Source organism: Variovorax sp. PBL-E5, assembly GCF_901827185.1.
Taxonomy (GTDB): domain Bacteria; phylum Pseudomonadota; class Gammaproteobacteria; order Burkholderiales; family Burkholderiaceae_C; genus Variovorax.
In genome coordinates, this window is the sequence record NZ_LR594671.1 from 1,046,259 (window position 1) to 1,063,666 (window position 17,408).

Below are 17,408 nucleotides of genomic sequence, written 5' to 3' on the forward strand. Positions count from 1 at the left end.
CGGGTTGTGGGACATCAGGGGCGCTTGGCTTGGCGTGGAGACGGAGATTCGTGTGGGACATGTCCGTCAGACTGACACGAACTCATCGGGCGCCGGACTGTTGCGCGCGGCATGCCGGCCTTGCCGGACAAGGCCGCGCGCTGCGAAGCAGTTCAGCCCGCGGCGATGCGGCGGGCGAGGTGCGCGAGCGCTTCCTCGACCTGGTCGACCAGGATCAGCGACAGGTCACCCGGCCGCAGCCGGTCGAGCGCGGTGTCGATGGCGATGAACTCGCCGCGGATCTCGTCGATGGCGCGCGTGCGCTGCGCGCCTTCGAGACCTTGCCGAAGCAGCGCCATGACTTCGCCGTCGGCGCGGCCGCGCTGCGCCGCGTCCTGGTAGAGGATCACGTCGTCGAAGGCCTGGCCGAGGATGGCGGTCTGGTCGCGGATGTCGCAGTCGCGCCGGTCGCCGGCGCCGCTGATCACCACCGAGCGCTTCTTCGCCGGCATGGTGTCGACGGCGGCCACCAGCGCGCGCATCGCGTCGGTGTTGTGGCCGTAGTCGGCGATCACGGTGGCGCCGCGAAAGTCCATCACGTTGAAGCGGCCGGGCACGCCGGCGGCGTCGTTCATGAAGCTGGCGAGGCCGCTGCGGATGGTGTCCCAGTCCAGGCCCACGGCCCAGGCCGCGGCCACCGAGGCCATCACGTTGTCGACCTGGAAGCCGATGGTGCCGTTGCGCGTGATCTGCACATCGCGCAGCGGAATGCGTTCGCGCCACGAGCCCTCGGCGGCGACCAGCGTGTCCTGGTCGACGTAGACGGTGCGCTTGCCCTGGGCGCGGTGCGTGGCCATCACCGGGTGCTGGCGGTCGGCCGCGAAGAAGATCACGTGGCCGGGACAGCTGGCCGCCATCGCGGCCACGTTCGAATCGGCCGCGTTGAGCACCGCGTAGCCGCCGGGCGCCACGTTGCGCACCACCACGCGCTTGAGCACCGCGAGGTCCTCGACGGTGCTGATGTAGTTCAGGCCGAGATGGTCGCCGCTGCCGATGTTGGTCACCACCGCCACCTGGCAGCGGTCGAAGCCCAGGCCCTCGCGCAGCACGCCGCCGCGCGCGACCTCGAACACGGCGGCATCGACGTCGGGGTGCAGCAGCACGTTGCGCGCGCTCTTCGGGCCGCTGCAGTCGCCGCTGTCGGTCTGGCGGCCGTCGACCCAGACGCCGTCGGTGTTGGTCATGCCGGTGCGCAGGCCGCTGGAGGCAAGCAGGTGGTTGATCAGCCGCGCGGTGGTGGTCTTGCCGTTGGTGCCGGTGACCGCGACCGTCGGGATGCGGCCGTCGTCGCCGTGCGCGAAAAGCGTGTCCATCACCGCTTCGCCGACCGCGCGGCCGCGGCCGAAGGAGGGCGAGATGTGCATGCGCAGCCCGGGCGCGGCGTTGACCTCGACCACGCCGCCGTGCTGCTCTTCGAGCGGGCGCAGCACGTTCTCGCAGACCATGTCCACGCCGCAAATGTGCAGGCCGACCATCTGCGCCGCATCGACCGCGCGCGCCGCGACCTCGGGATGGACGGTGTCGGTCACGTCGGTGGCGGTGCCGCCGGTCGAGAGGTTGGCGTTGTTGCGCAGCACCACGCGCTGGCCGCGCGCGGGCACGCTGTCGGGCGCGAGGCCTTGCGATTCGAGGCGGCCGATCGCGATGTCGTCGAGCCGGATCTTGGTCAGCGAGGTCGCATGGCCTTCGCCGCGCCGCGGGTCCTGGTTGACCGCATCCACCAGTTGGCGCACGCTGTTGCGGCCGTCGCCGATCACCTGCGGCGGGTCGCGGCGCGCGGCGGCGACCAGCCGGTCGCCCACCACCAGCAGGCGGAAGTCGAAGCCGGGCAGGAAGCGCTCGACCATCACCTCGCCATACGCCGCGGCCGAATCGTGGGCCGCGAAGAGCTGTTCGCGCGTCGTGATGTTGACGGTGACGCCCTTGCCCTGGTTGCCGTCCTGCGGCTTCACGACCACCGGCAGGCCGATCTCGAGCGCCGCGGCCCAGCCGTCCTGCGCATCCTTGACCGGACGCCCCAGCGGCACCGGCACGCCGGCCGCGTTGAGCAACTGCTTGGTGAGTTCCTTGTCCTGCGCGATCGCCTCGGCCACGCCGCTGGTGCTGTCGACCTCGGCGGCCTGGATGCGGCGCTGCTTGGAGCCCCAGCCGAACTGCACCAGGCTGCCGCGCGTGAGGCGCCGGTAGGGAATGCCGCGCGCGACGGCGGCGTCGACGATCGAGCCGGTGCTCGGGCCGAGGCGCTCGGACTCGTCGAGTTCGCGCAGTTCGGTGATGGCCGCGGCCGCATCGAAGTCGGTGCCGGCCAGCGCGGCATCGATCAGTTGCTTGCCCAGCTCGACCGCACGCCGGCCGACGGCTTCCTCGCAGTACTGCATCGTGACCTGGTAGACGCCTTCCTCGACCGTGCGCGAGGTATGGCCGAAGCTCGCGGCGCATCCGGCCTGCGACTGCAGCGCGACGACCGCGTTCTCGAGCACGTGCGCGAGCGCGAGCGGCTGGCCCAGCACGATCGGATGCAGCTCGCCGATGGTCGGGAACAGCGCGCGCAGCCGGGCCTCGAAACCGGGCAGCCGCTCGATCGCGTTCTCGTCGCCATGGCAGGCCACGACGGCCTCGATGCAGGTGTGGCGGCTCCAGAGATTGGGGCCGCGCAAGGCGCGAATGCGGGTGACTTCCATGGCGTGGGTGCCGGCGAGCGCTGCGCCGGTCAGTTGAGTTGTTGTTCGGGCGCGAGCAGGGTCTGCGACAGCTGCAGCGAGGCGAGTGCCGCATGCAGGTCGGCTTCGAAGGCTTCGACGCCGGCGCCGATCAGGTTCAGCGGGATGCCCAGCGCCCAGGCCGCGGCGACCGCAGCAAGAAGGCTTTCGAGGCTGACACCGGCGTGCGTCGCGCGCCAGATCGTCAGGCGGCCGAGGCCGGGCAGGAAGGATTCGCTGCTGCCGTTGGCGAGCACCACGCGGTCCTGCCGCACCAGCACGGCCTTGCCGCCCGCGCTTTGATGCTTGCCCACGGCTTCGGCCTGCGGGTCGACGGCATAGAGGATCACGTCGCCATCGCACAGCGGCGCGAGCCCGGCCACGCGCGGGTCGGCTGCGTTGAGCACCGCGGTGCCGTCGGGCAGCACCACGTCGACCTGGGTGCGCAGCACCTTCACCAGCTGGTCGCTTTCGGCGATGTCGAATTCGGCCAGCGCCTCGGCGCCTTCCAGGTCGGTCACGATGCCGACCGTGCAGCGGTCGTAGGCCAGGCCGTCGCGCAGGATGGTTTCGGCGCCGTTCTCGATCACCACCGCCTGCACCGCGCGGTTCACCAGCAGGCGATGGCCGGCTTCCCAGCTGGCGCTGTCGCGCGCATCGACGCGGCGGCGTTCGAGGAACAGGCCGTCGCGGCAGGCCAGGCCGGTGTGGCGGCCGCCGAGGCCGATCAGCCATGCGACCAGGCGCGCGAGCACGGCGGTGTCGCGCGAGCCGGCCACGCCGACGACCGGAATGCGCCCGGGCGCATCGTCCGGAAAGAGGTGGTCGCAGATCGCGCGGCCCACCGGGCGCGGCGAACCGACGGCCGGCTTCAGGTGCATCAGCAAGCCGGGACCGGCGTTGACTTCGACGATCGCGCCGCCCTGCGGCGCCAGCGGCCGGCCGATGTCCTGCGCCACCAGATCGACGCCCGCGATGTCGAGCCCGACCACGCGCGCCGCCAGCACGGCCGCATGCGCGACCTCGGGATGGACCTGGTCGGTGCAGTCGATCGCCATGTTGCCGTTGCGCTGGATCGTGACCACGCGGCCGGCGGCAGGCATCGCGGCGGCATCGAGATCCTGTCGCTTGAGTTCGAGCTGCAGCTTGGCGTCGGTCGCGACGTCGATGAAGTCGAGCGGGAATTCCTCTTCGACGCCGCGGCGCGGATCGCTGTTGAGCTGGCTGTCGATCAGCTGCGCCACGGTCGCGCTGCCGTCGCCGGTCACGGTGATGATCTCGCCGCGCGCGGCGGCGACCACCTGGCCGCCGACCACCAGCAGGCGGTGCTCGTGGCCGCGGATGAAGCGCTCGACCATCACGTCGCTGCCTTCGGGTTCGGCGACCGCGAAGGCGGCCAGCACTTCGTCGCGCGTGTGCAGTTCGAGCGAGACGCCGCGGCCGTGGTTGGCGTCCGAGGGCTTGACGGCCACCGGCAGGCCGATGTCCTCGGCGGCATCCCAGGCTTCTTCGGCGCTGGCCACGACCTGGCCTTCGGGCACCGGCACGCCGCAGCTGGCCAGCAGCGACTTGGTGAGCTCCTTGTCGCTGGCGATCGATTCGCCGATCGCGCTGGTGTAGTCGGTTTCGGCGGTCCAGATGCGCTGCTGGTTGGCGCCGTAGCCGAGCTGGACCAGGTTGCCGCTGTTGAGCCGCATGTGCGGAATGCCGCGGTCGGTGGCCGCGCTCACGATGCAGGCGGTGCTCGGGCCGAGGTAGCAGTCCTCGACCTTGCGCTTGACGGCATCGACGGCGCGCTGGACATCGGTGGCGCCGAAGGGATCGTTGTTGATCGCTGCCATCAGCAGGCGATGGCCCTCGGTCAGCGCGACGCGGGCCACCTGCTCGTCGCGCGCGCGGAACACCATGCGGTAGACGCCCTGCTGGGAGGTACTGCGCGTCTGGCCGAAGCCGGTGGGCATGCCGGCGAGGTTGAGCAGCTCGATCACGACGTGCTCCAGCACGTGGCCCGACCAGGTACCCTCGGTCAGGCGCTGGATGAAGCCGCCGCGCTCGCCGACGCCGCAGTGGTGCTCGATCAGCGCCGGCAGCAGCGTGGTCAGGCGGTCGGTGAAGCCGTCGATCTTGTTGGAGGGATGGTCTTCGAGCGCGCCCAGATCGAGCCAGACTTCCAGCACGGGGCGGTAGGTCCAGAGATTGGGGCCACGCAAATAGTTGACGCGCAGGAGTCGGATGTCGTCGAAACGGGACATGGAAACGTTCGATGTGCTTTGGCCGAGCACGGTGTCGCCTTCAAGCGCGCCCATGGTCATCGGTCAGAATCGGCGCCCGAGGAGCGCCATGAAGAGCCCATCGACGGCCCTGAAGTACAGAAACACAATGCAACATCACGATCCAGTCGGCACCCCGGAGGGCGAAGGAGGAGGGGCTTCAGACGCTCTGAAAAGCCGGCTCGTAGCCGCGGAAAACGTTTTGGCGAGCCTGCCGGTTGACCTCGATGGGGAACTTCGGTTTGCATCCGGTCAGTTGGCGTTGACCGATCGTCGCCTGCTGGCGCGCGACGCCGACGGCGCCTGGCGCGAGTGGCCCCTGGGAGAACCGGGCGGGCTGGCGCTGCAGTTCGCCGATCACGCGGGCGTCGGCACGCTCGACTTGGTAGATACCCGCGGTCGGCTGGCCCGCTGGCGCTACACGCTGGCCCATCAGGCCGCCGCACTGCGATTGCAAAAGCTGTTCGACCAGCGCGCGGCCGGCGTCGCCCAGGCGACAGCCGCAGCGGCCGAAGTCGACGACGGCCTGCCGCCCGAGCCCGAGATGCAGGCTCCGCCCTCGACCTGGGTGCTGCTGCGCCTGGCGCGCTTCGCCAAGCCCTATCGCAAGCAGTTGATCGCAGGCTTCCTGCTCACGCTGGCCTCCACCGCCGCCACGCTGGTGCCGCCCTATCTCACGATTCCGCTGATGGACGACATCCTGATCCCGTTCCAGAACGGGCAGAAGATCGCGGTCGCCAAGGTGGTGATGTTCCTCGGCGCGCTGCTGGCCGCGGCGCTCACGGGCTGGGCGCTGGGCTGGGCGCGAACCTACCTGCTGGCGCTGGTCTCCGAGCGCATCGGCGCCGACCTGCGCACCACCACTTACGAACACTTGCTCACCTTGCCGCTCGATTACTTCGGTGGCAAGCGCACCGGCGACCTGATGTCGCGCATCGGATCGGAGACGGATCGCATCAACGTTTTCCTTTCATTGCATGCGCTCGATTTCCTCACCGACGTCCTGATGATCGCGATGACGGCGGTGATCCTGTTCTCGATCAATCCGCTCCTGGCCGTCGTGACGCTGGTGCCGCTGCCCTTCATCGCCTGGATGATCCACGTGGTGCGCGACCGGCTGCGCACCGGCTTCGAGAAGATCGATCGCGTGTGGAGCGAGGTGACCAACGTGCTGGCCGACACCATCCCCGGTATTCGCGTGGTCAAGGCCTTCGCCCAGGAGCAGCGCGAAGCGCGCCGCTTCCATGCTGCCAACGCCTACAACCTGCAGGTCAACGACAAGCTCAACAAGACCTGGTCGCTGTTCACGCCCAGCGTGTCGCTCCTGACCGAGATCGGCCTCCTGGTGGTCTGGGGCTTCGGCATCTGGCAGGTGGCGCGCGGGCGCATCACGGTCGGCGTGCTGACGGCCTTCATCGCCTACATCGGCCGCTTCTACACGCGGCTCGATTCGATGAGCCGCATCGTCTCGGTCACGCAGAAGGCCGCAGCCGGCGCCAAGCGCATCTTCGACATCCTCGACCATGTGAGCAACGTGCCCGAGCCTGCCAACCCGGTGAAGGTCGAGCGCGTGCAGGGCCGCATCGAGATGAGCGATGTGGGCTTTCGCTACGGCAGCCGCGCGGTGATCCGCGACCTCGACCTCGTGATCGAGCCGGGCGAGATGATCGGGCTGGTCGGCCACAGCGGTTCGGGCAAGAGCACGCTGGTCAACCTGATCTGCCGCTTCTACGACGTGACCGACGGCGCCATCAAGGTCGACGGCACCGACATCCGTCGCTTCGCCGTCGCCGACTACCGGCGCCATGTCGGCCTGGTGCTGCAGGAGCCTTTCCTCTTCTTCGGCACCATCGCGCAGAACATCGCCTACGGCAAGCCCGAGGCCACGCGCGAGGAAGTCGTGGCCGCGGCGCGCGCCGCGCATGCGCACGACTTCATCCTGCGTCTTGCGCACGGCTACGACTCGCTGGTCGGCGAGCGCGGCCAGGGCCTGTCGGGCGGCGAGCGGCAGCGCATCAGCATCGCGCGTGCGCTCCTGATCGACCCGCGCATCCTGATCCTCGACGAAGCCACCTCCGCAGTCGACACCGAGACCGAGAAGGAAATCCAGAAAGCGCTCGACAACCTGGTGCAGGGCCGCACCACGATCGCGATCGCGCACCGCCTGTCGACCCTGCGCAAGGCCGACCGGCTGGTGGTGATGGACCGCGGCGAGATCGTCGAGGTCGGGCCGCACGATGCGTTGATGGAAAAGCAGGGCGCCTACTGGCGGCTCTACCAGGCGCAGCTCAGGCAGAACGACGACGAAAGCCCGGGCGCCGCCGACGAGCGTGCTTCCGTGGCGATGGCGCTCGGCGGCCATGCGGCCCATCCGGCGGGGAACGCATGAACGATTTCAACCTGGAGCGCGATGCCTTCGGCCGGCTGGTGCTGATCGATGCCGAGGGCCTGCGCCACGAAGGCGTGGTGCCGGTGCGCGCCTTTCCGCTCACCGCGCCGGCCGACGGCATTTCGCTGGTCGGCGGCGACGGCCGTGAATTGGTATGGATCGACCGCCTCGATGCATTGCCCGAAACCGCGCGCACGCTGATCGACGAGGACCTCGCCGCACGCGACTTCGCGCCGACGCTGCTGAAGCTGCACAAGGTGTCGAGCTTCGGCGTGCCCAGCACCTGGCACGTGAGCACCGACCGCGGCGAGACCCGCTTCGTGCTCAAGGCCGAGGAAGACATCCGGCGGCTGGACGACGGCGCGCTGCTGATCGCGAGCGCAAATGGCGTGCAGTTCCGCATCCCCGATGCGAAGGCGCTGGACCGCGGGTCGCGCAAGCTGCTGGAGCGCTTCCTCTGATCACGACAAGCGTGGCGGCCCCGGCGACGAGGTGTCTGGTCATCATGCAGCGCATCGTATCGGCGGTTGCGGCAAGCAGTGCCAAACTCGCGTCCTCGTCCGAAACGCGTCCGCATCATGCACACCACCGCACTCGTCCTGTTCTCCGGCGGCCAGGATTCCGCCACCTGCCTGGCCGATGCGCTCGAGACATACGAGCGCGTGGAAACCATCGGCTTCGACTATGGGCAGCGCCATCGCATCGAGCTCGAAGTTCGCGCCACGGTGCTTGCCCATCTGCGCGAGCGTTTTCCACGCTGGGCGCCGCGTCTCGGCGATGACCATCTGCTGTCGGTCGACGTGCTGGGCCAGATCAGCGCCTCGTCGCTGACGCAGGACATCGCGTTCGAGATGCAGGCCGACGGCCTGCCCAACACCTTCGTGCCGGGCCGCAACCTGCTGTTTCTCACGCTGGCCGCCGCGCTGGCCTACCGGCGTGGCCTGCAGGTGATCGTCACCGGCGTCTGCGAGACCGATTTCTCGGGCTATCCCGATTGCCGCGACGACACGATGAAGGCGATGCAGCTCGCGCTCTCCCTCGGCATGGAACGCCGCTTCCTCATCGAGACCCCGCTGATGTGGATCGACAAGGCGGCGACCTGGGCCATGGCGCATCGATTGGGTGGCGATGCGCTGGTCGAGCTGATCGTCGAGGACACGCACACCTGCTACCTGGGCGACCGCACGCATCGCCACGCCTGGGGCTACGGCTGCGGCACCTGCCCCGCGTGCGAGCTGCGCGCGCGGGGCTGGGAGCGTTACGTCGCGGTGAGCCGGTAGCGTCCCTGCGCGTCCGGCGCATCGGTGCCGCTCGCCTCGATGCGGTAGGCGGCCGTTGCGCCCTCGGCGTTGGGCCGCAGATCCCAGCGGCGCTGGTGGTGCGCGCCGAGCGTCGAGCGGTGGGCGATCGAGATGATCGCGCCCTTCGCTTTCGTGACCTGTGCGACCAGGCGCGCGTAGAGCGTCGCCTCGGCATCCTCGTCGAGCGCGCTGGTGGCTTCGTCGGCCAGCACCCACGCCGGCTTCTTGAGCAGCACCCGCGCGATCGCCAGCCGCTGCTGCTCGCCGCCGGAGAGCTTCTGGCTCCATGCGTCCTGCCGGTCGAGTTGGTCGGCGAGCTGCGGCAGCAGTGCATCGCGCAAGGCCTGTCGCAGGGCGTCGTCGCCGTAGCTGTCGGCCGGCTGCGGATAGGCCAGTGCGTCGCGCAGGCGGCCGTCGGGAAAGTAGGGTCGCTGCGGAATGAACATGGTGTCGGCCGGGATCGCCACCTGTCCGCGCGCATGCGGCCAGATGCCTGCGAGGCTGCGGAACAGGCTCGACTTGCCGCTGCCCGAAGGCCCGTGGACCAGCACCGAGTCGCCGGCCGCGACATGCAGGTCGGTACCGGCCAGCAGCATGCGGCCGCCCGGCAATGCGACATCGAGGCCGCGGGCGTCGAGGGTGTCCGGGCTGGCCGACGTGACCAGCTGCGTGTTGTCGGTCGACTGCTGCGTCAGACTCTCCTCGAAGCCGGCCAGCCGGTCCGTCGTGGCCTTCCAGACCGCGATCGACATGTAGTTGTCGACCAGCCAGCTGAGCGAATCCTGCACGCGGCCGAAGGCCGAATTGATCTGCATCAGCTGGCCCAATTGAATGGCGCCGCTGAAGTAGCGCGGCGATGCCACGATCATCGGAAAGATGACCGCGGCCTGGCCGAAGAAACTGCTGAACCAGGTGAGGTTCTTCTGGCTCTTGATCAGCGTGAAGTAGTTGCGCATCACGGCCGCGAAGCCGAGGTCCAGCTGGCGCCGTTCGACCGTCTCGCCGCCGTCGAGCGCGATCGCCTCGCTGTATTCGCGCACGCGCACCATGTGGTGCCGGAAGTTCGCCTCCAGCAATTGCTGCTGGAAGTTGAGCCGGACCTGGGGCCGGCCGATGTAGTGGGTGATCACGCTGCCCACTGCGCAATACAGCACCGCGGCCCAGACCATGTAGCCGCCGATGTGCCACTGGCCGCCGCCCAGGAAGGCCGGCACGCCGAAGTCGAGCGAGCCGCTCAGCGTCCAGAGAATGCCGACGAAGCTCACCAGCGTCACCAGCGCGTTGAACATGCCCATGCTCAGCGTCACCGTGTAGTTGGTGAAGAGGTTCAGGTCTTCCTGGATCCGCTGGTCGGGGTTGTCCGGCGCACCTTCGGCGCCCGGCGTGAAGCGCGACAGCTCGAGCCGGTAGAAGGCCTTATGCGCGAGCCAGCGCGCGAGGTAGTGGTCGGTCAGCCACACGCGCCAGCGCAGCTGAATGATCTGCGTCACGTAGAACTTGTAGACCGAGATGATGATGAAGATCAGTGCCAGCCAGCTGAACTTGAAGATCTGCTGCCAGAACACGGTGAGGTTGCGGTTTTGCAGCGCGTCGTAGAACACGCGATACCACTCGTTGAGCTGGACCAGCATGAAGACCGAGCCCAGGTTGAGCAGGATGACCCCGGCCAGCATGGCCCGGGCCTTCCACTTCTGGTCGGAGCGGAAATACGGCAGCGTGAGCGCGGTGACGCGGCGCACCGTCTGGAGGAAGGTCGTCTTGCGTTCGGAGGAGGTGGGCATGAAGAAGCCTTGCGCGGTCGGTGCGCCGTGGGATGGTCGTGATGACGCCATCGTAGCGGGCCCTTTCTTAGACGGGGCTGAAGCGCCTCGCCGGGCCGCGAAAAGGCTCAGCGCAGGTTGCTGATGCCGCTCGACACGTGCCCGGACGGCACGTGGCGCGCGGCCGCGTCGACATGGCCGGTCTGGTCGTCGAAGAAGAAGTCGGGCTCGAACTCGCGCAGGAACTCGCCCTTGGGCAGGCCGCCGAGGAACATCGCCTCGTCGACCTTGATGTTCCAGTTCATCAGCGTGCGGATCGCGCGCTCGTGCGCCGGCGCGCTGCGCGCGGTGACCAGCGCGGTGCGGATGCGCATCGCCGGGTTGCTGGCCTGCTGCAGCCGGTGCAGCGCCGCCAGCAGCGGCTTGAAGGGGCCTTCGGGCAGGGGCAGCAGCGCCTTGCTGGATTCGTGCTGCTGGAACGCGTCGAGGCCCTCGGCCTGGAACACGCGCTCGGCCTCGTCGCTGAACAGCACGGCATCGCCGTCGAAGGCGATGCGCACTTCGTTCGGATAGGCGTCGCTGGCCTGCACCGATTCGACCAGCACGCGCGCGGCCGGGAAGCCGGCGACGAGCGCTTCGCGCACATCCTCGGCATTGACTGAAAGAAACAGGTGCGCACGCAAGGGCCGCAGATAGCCGAAGGGCGGCCGGCCCTGCGTGAACACGCCGCGCTGCAGCGAGATGCCGTTGGCCACGCCCGAGCGGAACACGCGCATGCCCGAGACCGGATCGTTGCGCGACAGGATCACGACCTCGACGCGCTGATGGCCGTCGTCGTTGAAACGCATGAGCTTGCGCACCAGCGAATAGGCGATGCCCGGTTGCGCGGGCACGTCGAGCCTTTCGAGCTGCAGCTTCATGTAGCCCGCGTCGTCGCCCGATTCGAAGATGCGGTTCTCTTCCTCGAGGTTGAACAAGGCGCGCGACGAAATCGCCACCACCAGCTTGTCGTCGAGGGAGACGGCCATGGGCTACTTCACGAACTGGTTCAATTGAATGATCGGCATCAGCACCGCGAGCACGATCAGCATCACGACGCCGCCCATCGCGACGATCAGCAAGGGCTCGAGGATGGTGGCCAGATGCATCGCGCGCCGCTGCACTTCGGCGCCCAGCTGGTTGGCGACGCGTTGCAGCATCAGCGGCAGCGTGCCGGTCTGCTCGCCGAGGCGCGCGAACATCGAGACGATGCCGGGAAAGCGTTTCTTCTGCGCCAGCGCGGAAGCCAGTGGCGCGCCTTCGCGCACCAGCACCAGCGCGTCGAGCGCGTCGGCGCGCATGGCGCGATTGCCCAGGGTTTCGGACGCCGCCTGCAAGGCCCGCAGGATGGGCACGCCGGCGGTCGCCAGCATCGCGAGCGTGCTGGCGAAGCGCGCTGCGTTGTAGCCGCGCGAGAGTTTTCCGACCAGCGGCAGCTGCAGCCAGGCGGCGTCGAACTTCTCGCGGAACGCGGCGCGTGCCAAGGCCATCCGGGCGACGAGGGCCGCGACGATCACGCCGATCAGCATCAGCCATCCGTAGTTGCGCACGAAGGCGCTGAGCGACAGCATCGCCACCGTGAGGAAGGGCAGCGCGCGCTTGGTGCCGGCGAACACGTTGGCCACCTGCGGCACCACGTAGCTGACCAGGAAGATCACGATCACGATGGCGACCAGCGTCACGATGGCGGGATAGAGCGCGGCGCCGACCAGCTTCTGCTGCAGCGCCTGCCGCTGCTCGAGGTCGTCGGCCAGGCGTTCGAGCACCATGCCGAGGTTGCCGGTCTGCTCGCCGGCGCCGATGACGGCGGTGTAGATGGGCGAGAACTCGCGCGGATGCTGTGCCAGCGCGCGGCCGAACTGAGAGCCGGCATTGACCTCGGCGCGCAGCGAGGCGACGAGGTTGCGTTGGGCTTCGCTCTCGGCTTCCTCGGTCAGCGCGGTGAGCGCGCGTTCGAGCGGCAGGCCGGAGGACACCAGGCCGGCGATCTGCCGCGTCCAGACCGCGAGCGTGGTGGCATTGAAGACCCGTCCGCCGCCGAGCACGCGCTGCCAGCCGCGCGGCGCGGGCACGCCGCTTTCGACGCTGCCCACGGCCGTCACCGACAGCGGGATCAGCGCCTGCGCGCGCAGCATGCCGCGGGCATTGCGCGCGGTGTCGGCCTCGAGCACGCCCTTGCGGGGCTGACCCTGCTGGTCGATGGCTTCAAACGAATAAGCGGGCATCAGGCATTCTCCCCCAGGCTTGCTCGCTTCGCGTAGCCGCCAACCCCCTTCCGGGGGCGTTGCCTGCGGGCCGGCTGAGCCGGATCCGCGGCAACCCTGGCGAAGAGCGCTCGCGAGGGGCTTCGCGCTAGTCTCGGGTGACCCTCAGGAGTTCGGCGCGGGAGGTGACGCCGGCCTTGACGAGGCGTTCGCCGTCCTCGCGCATCGAGCGCAGGCCGCCGCGTTCGGCGGCGACGAAGATCTGGCTTTCGGGCGCGCGGTTGTGGATCAGCGACTGCACGGCGTCGTCGGCCACCAGCAGTTCGAAGATGCCGGTGCGGCCCTGGTAGCCGGTTTGCCCACAGACTTCGCAGCCCGCCGGCTGCGCCTCGCCGTCGGCCGAATGCACGGCGCAGACGGGGCAGAGCTTTCGCACCAGCCGCTGCGCCAGCACGCCGAGCAGCGAGGAGCTCAGCAGGAAGGGCTCGACGCCCATGTCGGTGAGCCGCGTCACCGCGCTCACGGAATCGTTGGTATGCAGCGTGGCCAGCACGAGGTGGCCGGTGAGCGAGGCCTGGATCGCGATCTGCGCGGTCTCGAAGTCGCGGATCTCGCCGATCATGATCACGTCGGGGTCCTGGCGCAGGATTGCGCGCAGCGCCTTGGCGAAGGTGAGTTCGATCTTGGCATTGACCTGGGTCTGGCCGACACCGGGCAGTTCGTACTCGATCGGGTCCTCGACCGTCATGATGTTGCTGCGGCCGGCGTCGAGCCGGCCGAGCGCGGCGTAGAGGGTGGTGGTCTTGCCCGAGCCGGTCGGCCCGGTCACCAGGATGATGCCGTGCGGCTGTCCGATCAGGTGTTCGAAGCGCGCCAGCGTGTCGCCCTGCATGCCGACGGCTTCGAGCGTGAGCTTGCTTTCGGTCTTGTCGAGCAGGCGCAGCACGGCGCGCTCGCCGTGGGCCGAGGGCAGGGTCGAGACCCGCACGTCGACCGCGCGCGTGCCGATGCGCAGGCTGATGCGGCCGTCCTGCGGCAGCCGCTTCTCGGCGATGTCGAGGTCGGCCATGATCTTCAGGCGCGAGATCAGCGCCGCGTGCAGTGCGCGATGGGGCTGCACCACCTCGCGCAGCGTGCCGTCGATGCGAAAGCGCACCGAGGAGGTCCGCTCGTAGGGTTCGATGTGGATGTCGCTGGCGCCGTCGCGCGCGGCCTGCGTGAGCAGCGCGTTGAGCATGCGGATGATCGGCGCGTCGCCGGCCGATTCGAGCAGGTCTTCGACCGCCGGCAGCTCCTGCATCATGCGCGAGAGGTCGGCGTCGCCCTGCACCTCGCTCACGATCGCCGCGGCGTTCGATTCGCCTTGCGCATAGGCGGCGCTGATGCGCTGTGCCAACTGCTCGGGCGCCAGCGTCTCGAAGGTCTTGACCGGGTACTTGCGCACCACTTCGCCGAGCGCGCTGCGCGGCGCGGTCCCCGGCATCCAGAGGGTGAAGGTGCCGTCGTCCGCTTCTTCCAGCAGCAGTTGCTGGCCGCGTGCGAAGGCGTAGGGCAGGGGGTAGCGCATCGTCGGGTCAGGGCAGTTCCTGCCGGGTCGACGGATCCGCGGTCGGCGGCAGCGCGCCCTTGAGCGGCGTGCTGCCCAGCGGTGGCTGCGGCGGCGCGGGCGGCGGGATCAGCCGCGTGCCCTCGATGCGGCGGCTCGAGTCGCCGCTCGGTGCTGGCGCCGGCGCCGGCATCGGCGGCGCGAAGGGGAACGGCGGCAGCACGGGCGCCGCGTTCACGCCGTTCAGCATCGGGTTGTCGGTCCTGGGTTGCAGGTCCTTCTGCATGGCGCGGATCGAGTCGTAGCGTTCGTTGGCCAGCGCCTCGCCCGATGCGTTGTCGCGGATCACGACGGGCCGCAGGAACACCATCAGGTTGGACTTGGTGCGGCTGCGCGTTTCGCTCTTGAAGAGGTTGCCCAGGATCGGCACGTCGCCCAGGCCCGGCACCTTTTCGTCGCTGCGCGAATACTCGTCCTGCAGCAGGCCGCCGAGCACGATGATGCTGCCATCGTCGACGATCACGTTCGATTCGATCGAGCGCTTGCTGGTGGTGGGGCCGTTGGGGTTGTTGGCGGTGGAAGCCACCACGCTCGACACCTCCTGGAAGATCGTCATCTTCACGCTGCCGTCCTCGCTGATCTGCGGGCGCACGCGCAGGGTCAGGCCGACGTCCTTGCGCTCGATGGTCTGGAAGGGATTGACGGTGTTGGTGGTGCTGCCGGTGTTGGTGTACTGGCCGGTCACGAAGGGCACGTTCTGGCCGACCACGATCTTGGCTTCCTCGTTGTCGAGCGTCAGCAGGTTGGGCGTCGACAGGACGTTGCCCTCGTCGTTGCTTTGCAGGAAGCGCGCCAGGAAGCCGAGCACGTACTGCCCGTTGACCTTGTGGCCTATGCCGAAATTGAAGCCGGTCGAGGGTCGCGTGGTCGGGTCGCCGGTTGCGAGGCCGACCGCGAGGTCGACGATGTTGGCGCCGGCCAGGCTCGAATTGGTGCCGATCACGCCGACGTTCCGGTTGCCGGCGCCGCCCAGGGCGCTCTGCCACTGGATGCCGAAGTCGGCCGCCTTGTCGGCATTGACCTCGACGATCAGGCTTTCGATCATCACCTGCGCGCGGCGGCCGTCGAGCTTGTCGATCACGGCCCGAAGCTGCCGGTACTGCGGCTCGGCGGCGGTAATGATCAGCGAGTTGGTCTGCGGGTCGGCCTGGATCTGGCCGCCGGTCGATGGCGGTGCGACGCCGTTGATCGGCGTGCTGGCCGCCGTGCTGGTGCCCTGCGAAGAGCCGCCCATTGCACTATTGGCCTGCGCGGCGGACTGGGTGCCGAGGCCGCTTTGCGGGGTGGCCGCGCCGCCGGCGCTGCTCCCGGCGCTGCTGCCGCCGCGCGCGTCGCTCGCCATCGCGGCGCGCAGTGTGGTGGCCAGGCGCACGGCGTCGGCGTTCTTGAGGTAGACGACGTAGATGTTGCCGGCTGCGCCGTTGCCGTTCTCGATCGGGGGGCGGTCGAGCTTGTCGATCAGCGTGCGCACGAGTTGGACGCGTGCCGGATTGGCCGCGCGCACGATGATCGCGTTGCTGCGCGGCTCGGCCAGCAGCGTGGTGCGGAACGAGGCGTCGGCGTTGCCCGGCGCTGCGACGGCCGGGCCCGTGCCGCTGCCGCCTTCGATCAGCCGCGTGACCAGCGGAACCAGGTCGGTGGCCACCGAGTACTTGAGCGGGATCACCTCGAGATCGGACGCGTTCGGCACGTCGAGCGCGGCGACGATGCGTCCGATGCGGCGCATGTTCTCGGCATAGTCGGTGATCACCAGCGAGTTGTTGCCGGGGTTGACGTTGATCGTGTTGTTGGGTGGGATCAGCGGGCGCAGCACCGGCAGCAGGTTGTTGGCCGATTCATAGTTGAGCTTGAAGACCTGGGTGACGATCTGGCTGCCGCTCACGCTCGCGGTGGCCGGCATCGAGGTGGTCACCGCGCTGCTCTGCAGCTTGGCGTCGGCTTCCGGCACGATCTTGTAGAGGCCTTCGGACTGCACGATCGCGAAGCCCTGCAGCCGCAGCACGGAGGCGAACTGGTCGAAGGCCGCGGTGGGGGAGATCGGGCGGTCCGTCTGCAAGGTGATGGTGCCCTTCACGCGGGGATCGACCACCACGTCGCGGCCGGTCACGACCGCCATGGTCCGGGCGACGGATTCGATCTCGGCATTGGTGAAGTTCAGCGTGATCGGCTCGCCGCGGCGCGGCGCGGTGGCTTCCTGCGCGAAGGCGGCCGGGATGCAGGCGGCGACCAGCATCTGGGCCGCGAGTGCGACCGTGCCGATGCGTTTCGCGAACGAGGATAGTGGCTTCATGGTCAACCCAGTGTGATGAGCGAGCGTGCGCCTTCGCGCCGCCCGATGATGTTGAGCAGGTTCGACAGCGCGTCTTCGCGGCCCGGCGCGGCGCTGGCCTCGCCGTCGAAATGCAAGGCGGTGCCGTTCCAGCGGCCGCTGCCGTTGAGCTGCAGGCTGCCTTCGCGGGTGGTGAGGAGCAGCGTCGGCGAGGGGCCGCCTTCGAGCGCGAGGTGGTAGCTGCCCATCGGCCTCAAGGTCGAGAGGCTGGAGGAGATGTCGATCGCGTCCAGCGTGGCGCGGCCCGCGAGCGCCAGCTGCGGGCCGTTCCAGCGCATGACGAAGGCCTGCATCGCGATGTTCAGGACGCCCTCGGGCTGGAGCGTGTTCCATGGCGCGCCGAACCCGCTGAGCATCGCGGCCGGCCAGCGCGACTGGCCGTCCCGCCAGTCGAGTTCGAGTCCCTTCGGCCGCGGCAATGCCTTGAACTGCAGCGGCTGCGCCGCGCAGCAGGGAAGGTCGAGCACGACGGCCATGCCGCCCCAGCGCGGGCGCAGCGTCCAGCCGAGCATCCCGGGCAGCGAGATCGATTCGGCGCCGCCGGCGCCACTGGAAAACACGACGCCGGCCGTGCCGTTCCAGATCGTGCCGCGGGCGTTGACCAACTGCAGATGGCCGTTGCTCCATTGTGCGAGCGCGGCCGCGAGCCAGCGCGCCGGCGCGAAGAGCGAGAGGGCTGCCGCGGCGCCGATCAGGATGCCGAGCACCGCCCAGCGCCAGCCGGCGGCAGGCGTGGAGGAGAGGGCGGCTCGGGTCACCATGGAGGTTGGTC

Annotated in this window: 11 protein-coding genes; 3 read left to right on the forward strand and 8 right to left on the reverse strand. The window is 69.1% G+C overall.

What is annotated here, in order from left to right; translation table 11 throughout:
• Positions 1–152: 152 nt before the first annotated feature.
• A complete protein-coding gene (gene cphA, locus WDLP6_RS05060) occupies positions 153–2,720 on the reverse strand; it encodes a cyanophycin synthetase (protein WP_162591471.1) in 2,568 nt (855 codons plus the stop codon).
• A gap of 29 nt (positions 2,721–2,749) precedes the next feature.
• Entirely contained in the window at positions 2,750–4,990 is a 2,241-nt protein-coding gene (locus WDLP6_RS05065; protein WP_232076964.1) for a cyanophycin synthetase, read from the reverse strand.
• Between the two features lie 127 nt (positions 4,991–5,117).
• Here WDLP6_RS05065 and WDLP6_RS05070 point away from each other — a divergent pair, with 127 nt between their 5' ends.
• The 3 genes from WDLP6_RS05070 (at position 5,118) to queC (ending at position 8,677) form a co-directional block, all read left to right on the forward strand.
• The gene (locus tag WDLP6_RS05070; protein WP_162591473.1) at positions 5,118–7,397 is read left to right on the forward strand and encodes a cyanophycin metabolism-associated ABC transporter; all 2,280 of its coding nucleotides are present in this window, start codon (positions 5,118–5,120) and stop codon (positions 7,395–7,397) included.
• On the forward strand, positions 7,394–7,858 hold the full coding sequence (locus tag WDLP6_RS05075; protein ID WP_162591474.1) for a cyanophycin metabolism-associated DUF1854 family protein: 465 nt from the start codon (positions 7,394–7,396) through the stop codon (positions 7,856–7,858). Before WDLP6_RS05070 ends, WDLP6_RS05075 begins: the two co-directional genes overlap by 4 nt.
• 117 nt (positions 7,859–7,975) lie before the next feature.
• Positions 7,976–8,677: a 7-cyano-7-deazaguanine synthase QueC gene (gene queC / locus WDLP6_RS05080; RefSeq protein WP_162591475.1), complete on the forward strand. Its 702-nt coding sequence runs from the start codon at positions 7,976–7,978 to the stop codon at positions 8,675–8,677.
• Here the strand turns inward: queC and WDLP6_RS05085 are convergent.
• From WDLP6_RS05085 to gspN, 6 genes are all read right to left on the reverse strand, one after another.
• Complete coding sequence (locus WDLP6_RS05085; protein ID WP_162566091.1) at positions 8,656–10,479, reverse strand: ABC transporter ATP-binding protein/permease; 1,824 nt, start codon at positions 10,477–10,479, stop codon at positions 8,656–8,658. The genes queC and WDLP6_RS05085 overlap by 22 nt on opposite strands.
• A gap of 107 nt (positions 10,480–10,586) precedes the next feature.
• Entirely contained in the window at positions 10,587–11,486 is a 900-nt protein-coding gene (locus tag WDLP6_RS05090) for a 5'-nucleotidase (protein ID WP_162591476.1), read from the reverse strand.
• A 3-nt stretch (positions 11,487–11,489) separates the two neighbouring features.
• Positions 11,490–12,722: a type II secretion system inner membrane protein GspF gene (gene gspF, locus WDLP6_RS05095; RefSeq protein WP_162566093.1), complete on the reverse strand. Its 1,233-nt coding sequence runs from the start codon at positions 12,720–12,722 to the stop codon at positions 11,490–11,492.
• Positions 12,723–12,849: 127 nt separating this feature from the next.
• Positions 12,850–14,268 carry a type II secretion system ATPase GspE gene (gene gspE / locus WDLP6_RS05100; protein ID WP_162591477.1) on the reverse strand — a complete coding sequence of 473 codons (1,419 nt, stop codon included), beginning with the start codon at positions 14,266–14,268 and terminating at the stop codon, positions 12,850–12,852.
• Positions 14,269–14,275: 7 nt separating this feature from the next.
• Positions 14,276–16,597 (reverse strand): type II secretion system secretin GspD, encoded by a 2,322-nt coding sequence (gspD, locus tag WDLP6_RS05105; RefSeq protein ID WP_162591478.1) that lies wholly within the window; start codon positions 16,595–16,597, stop codon positions 14,276–14,278.
• A 2-nt stretch (positions 16,598–16,599) separates the two neighbouring features.
• The gene (gene gspN, locus WDLP6_RS05110) at positions 16,600–17,397 is read right to left on the reverse strand and encodes a type II secretion system protein N (RefSeq protein WP_162591479.1); all 798 of its coding nucleotides are present in this window, start codon (positions 17,395–17,397) and stop codon (positions 16,600–16,602) included.
• Between the last annotated feature and the right edge of the window lie 11 nt (positions 17,398–17,408).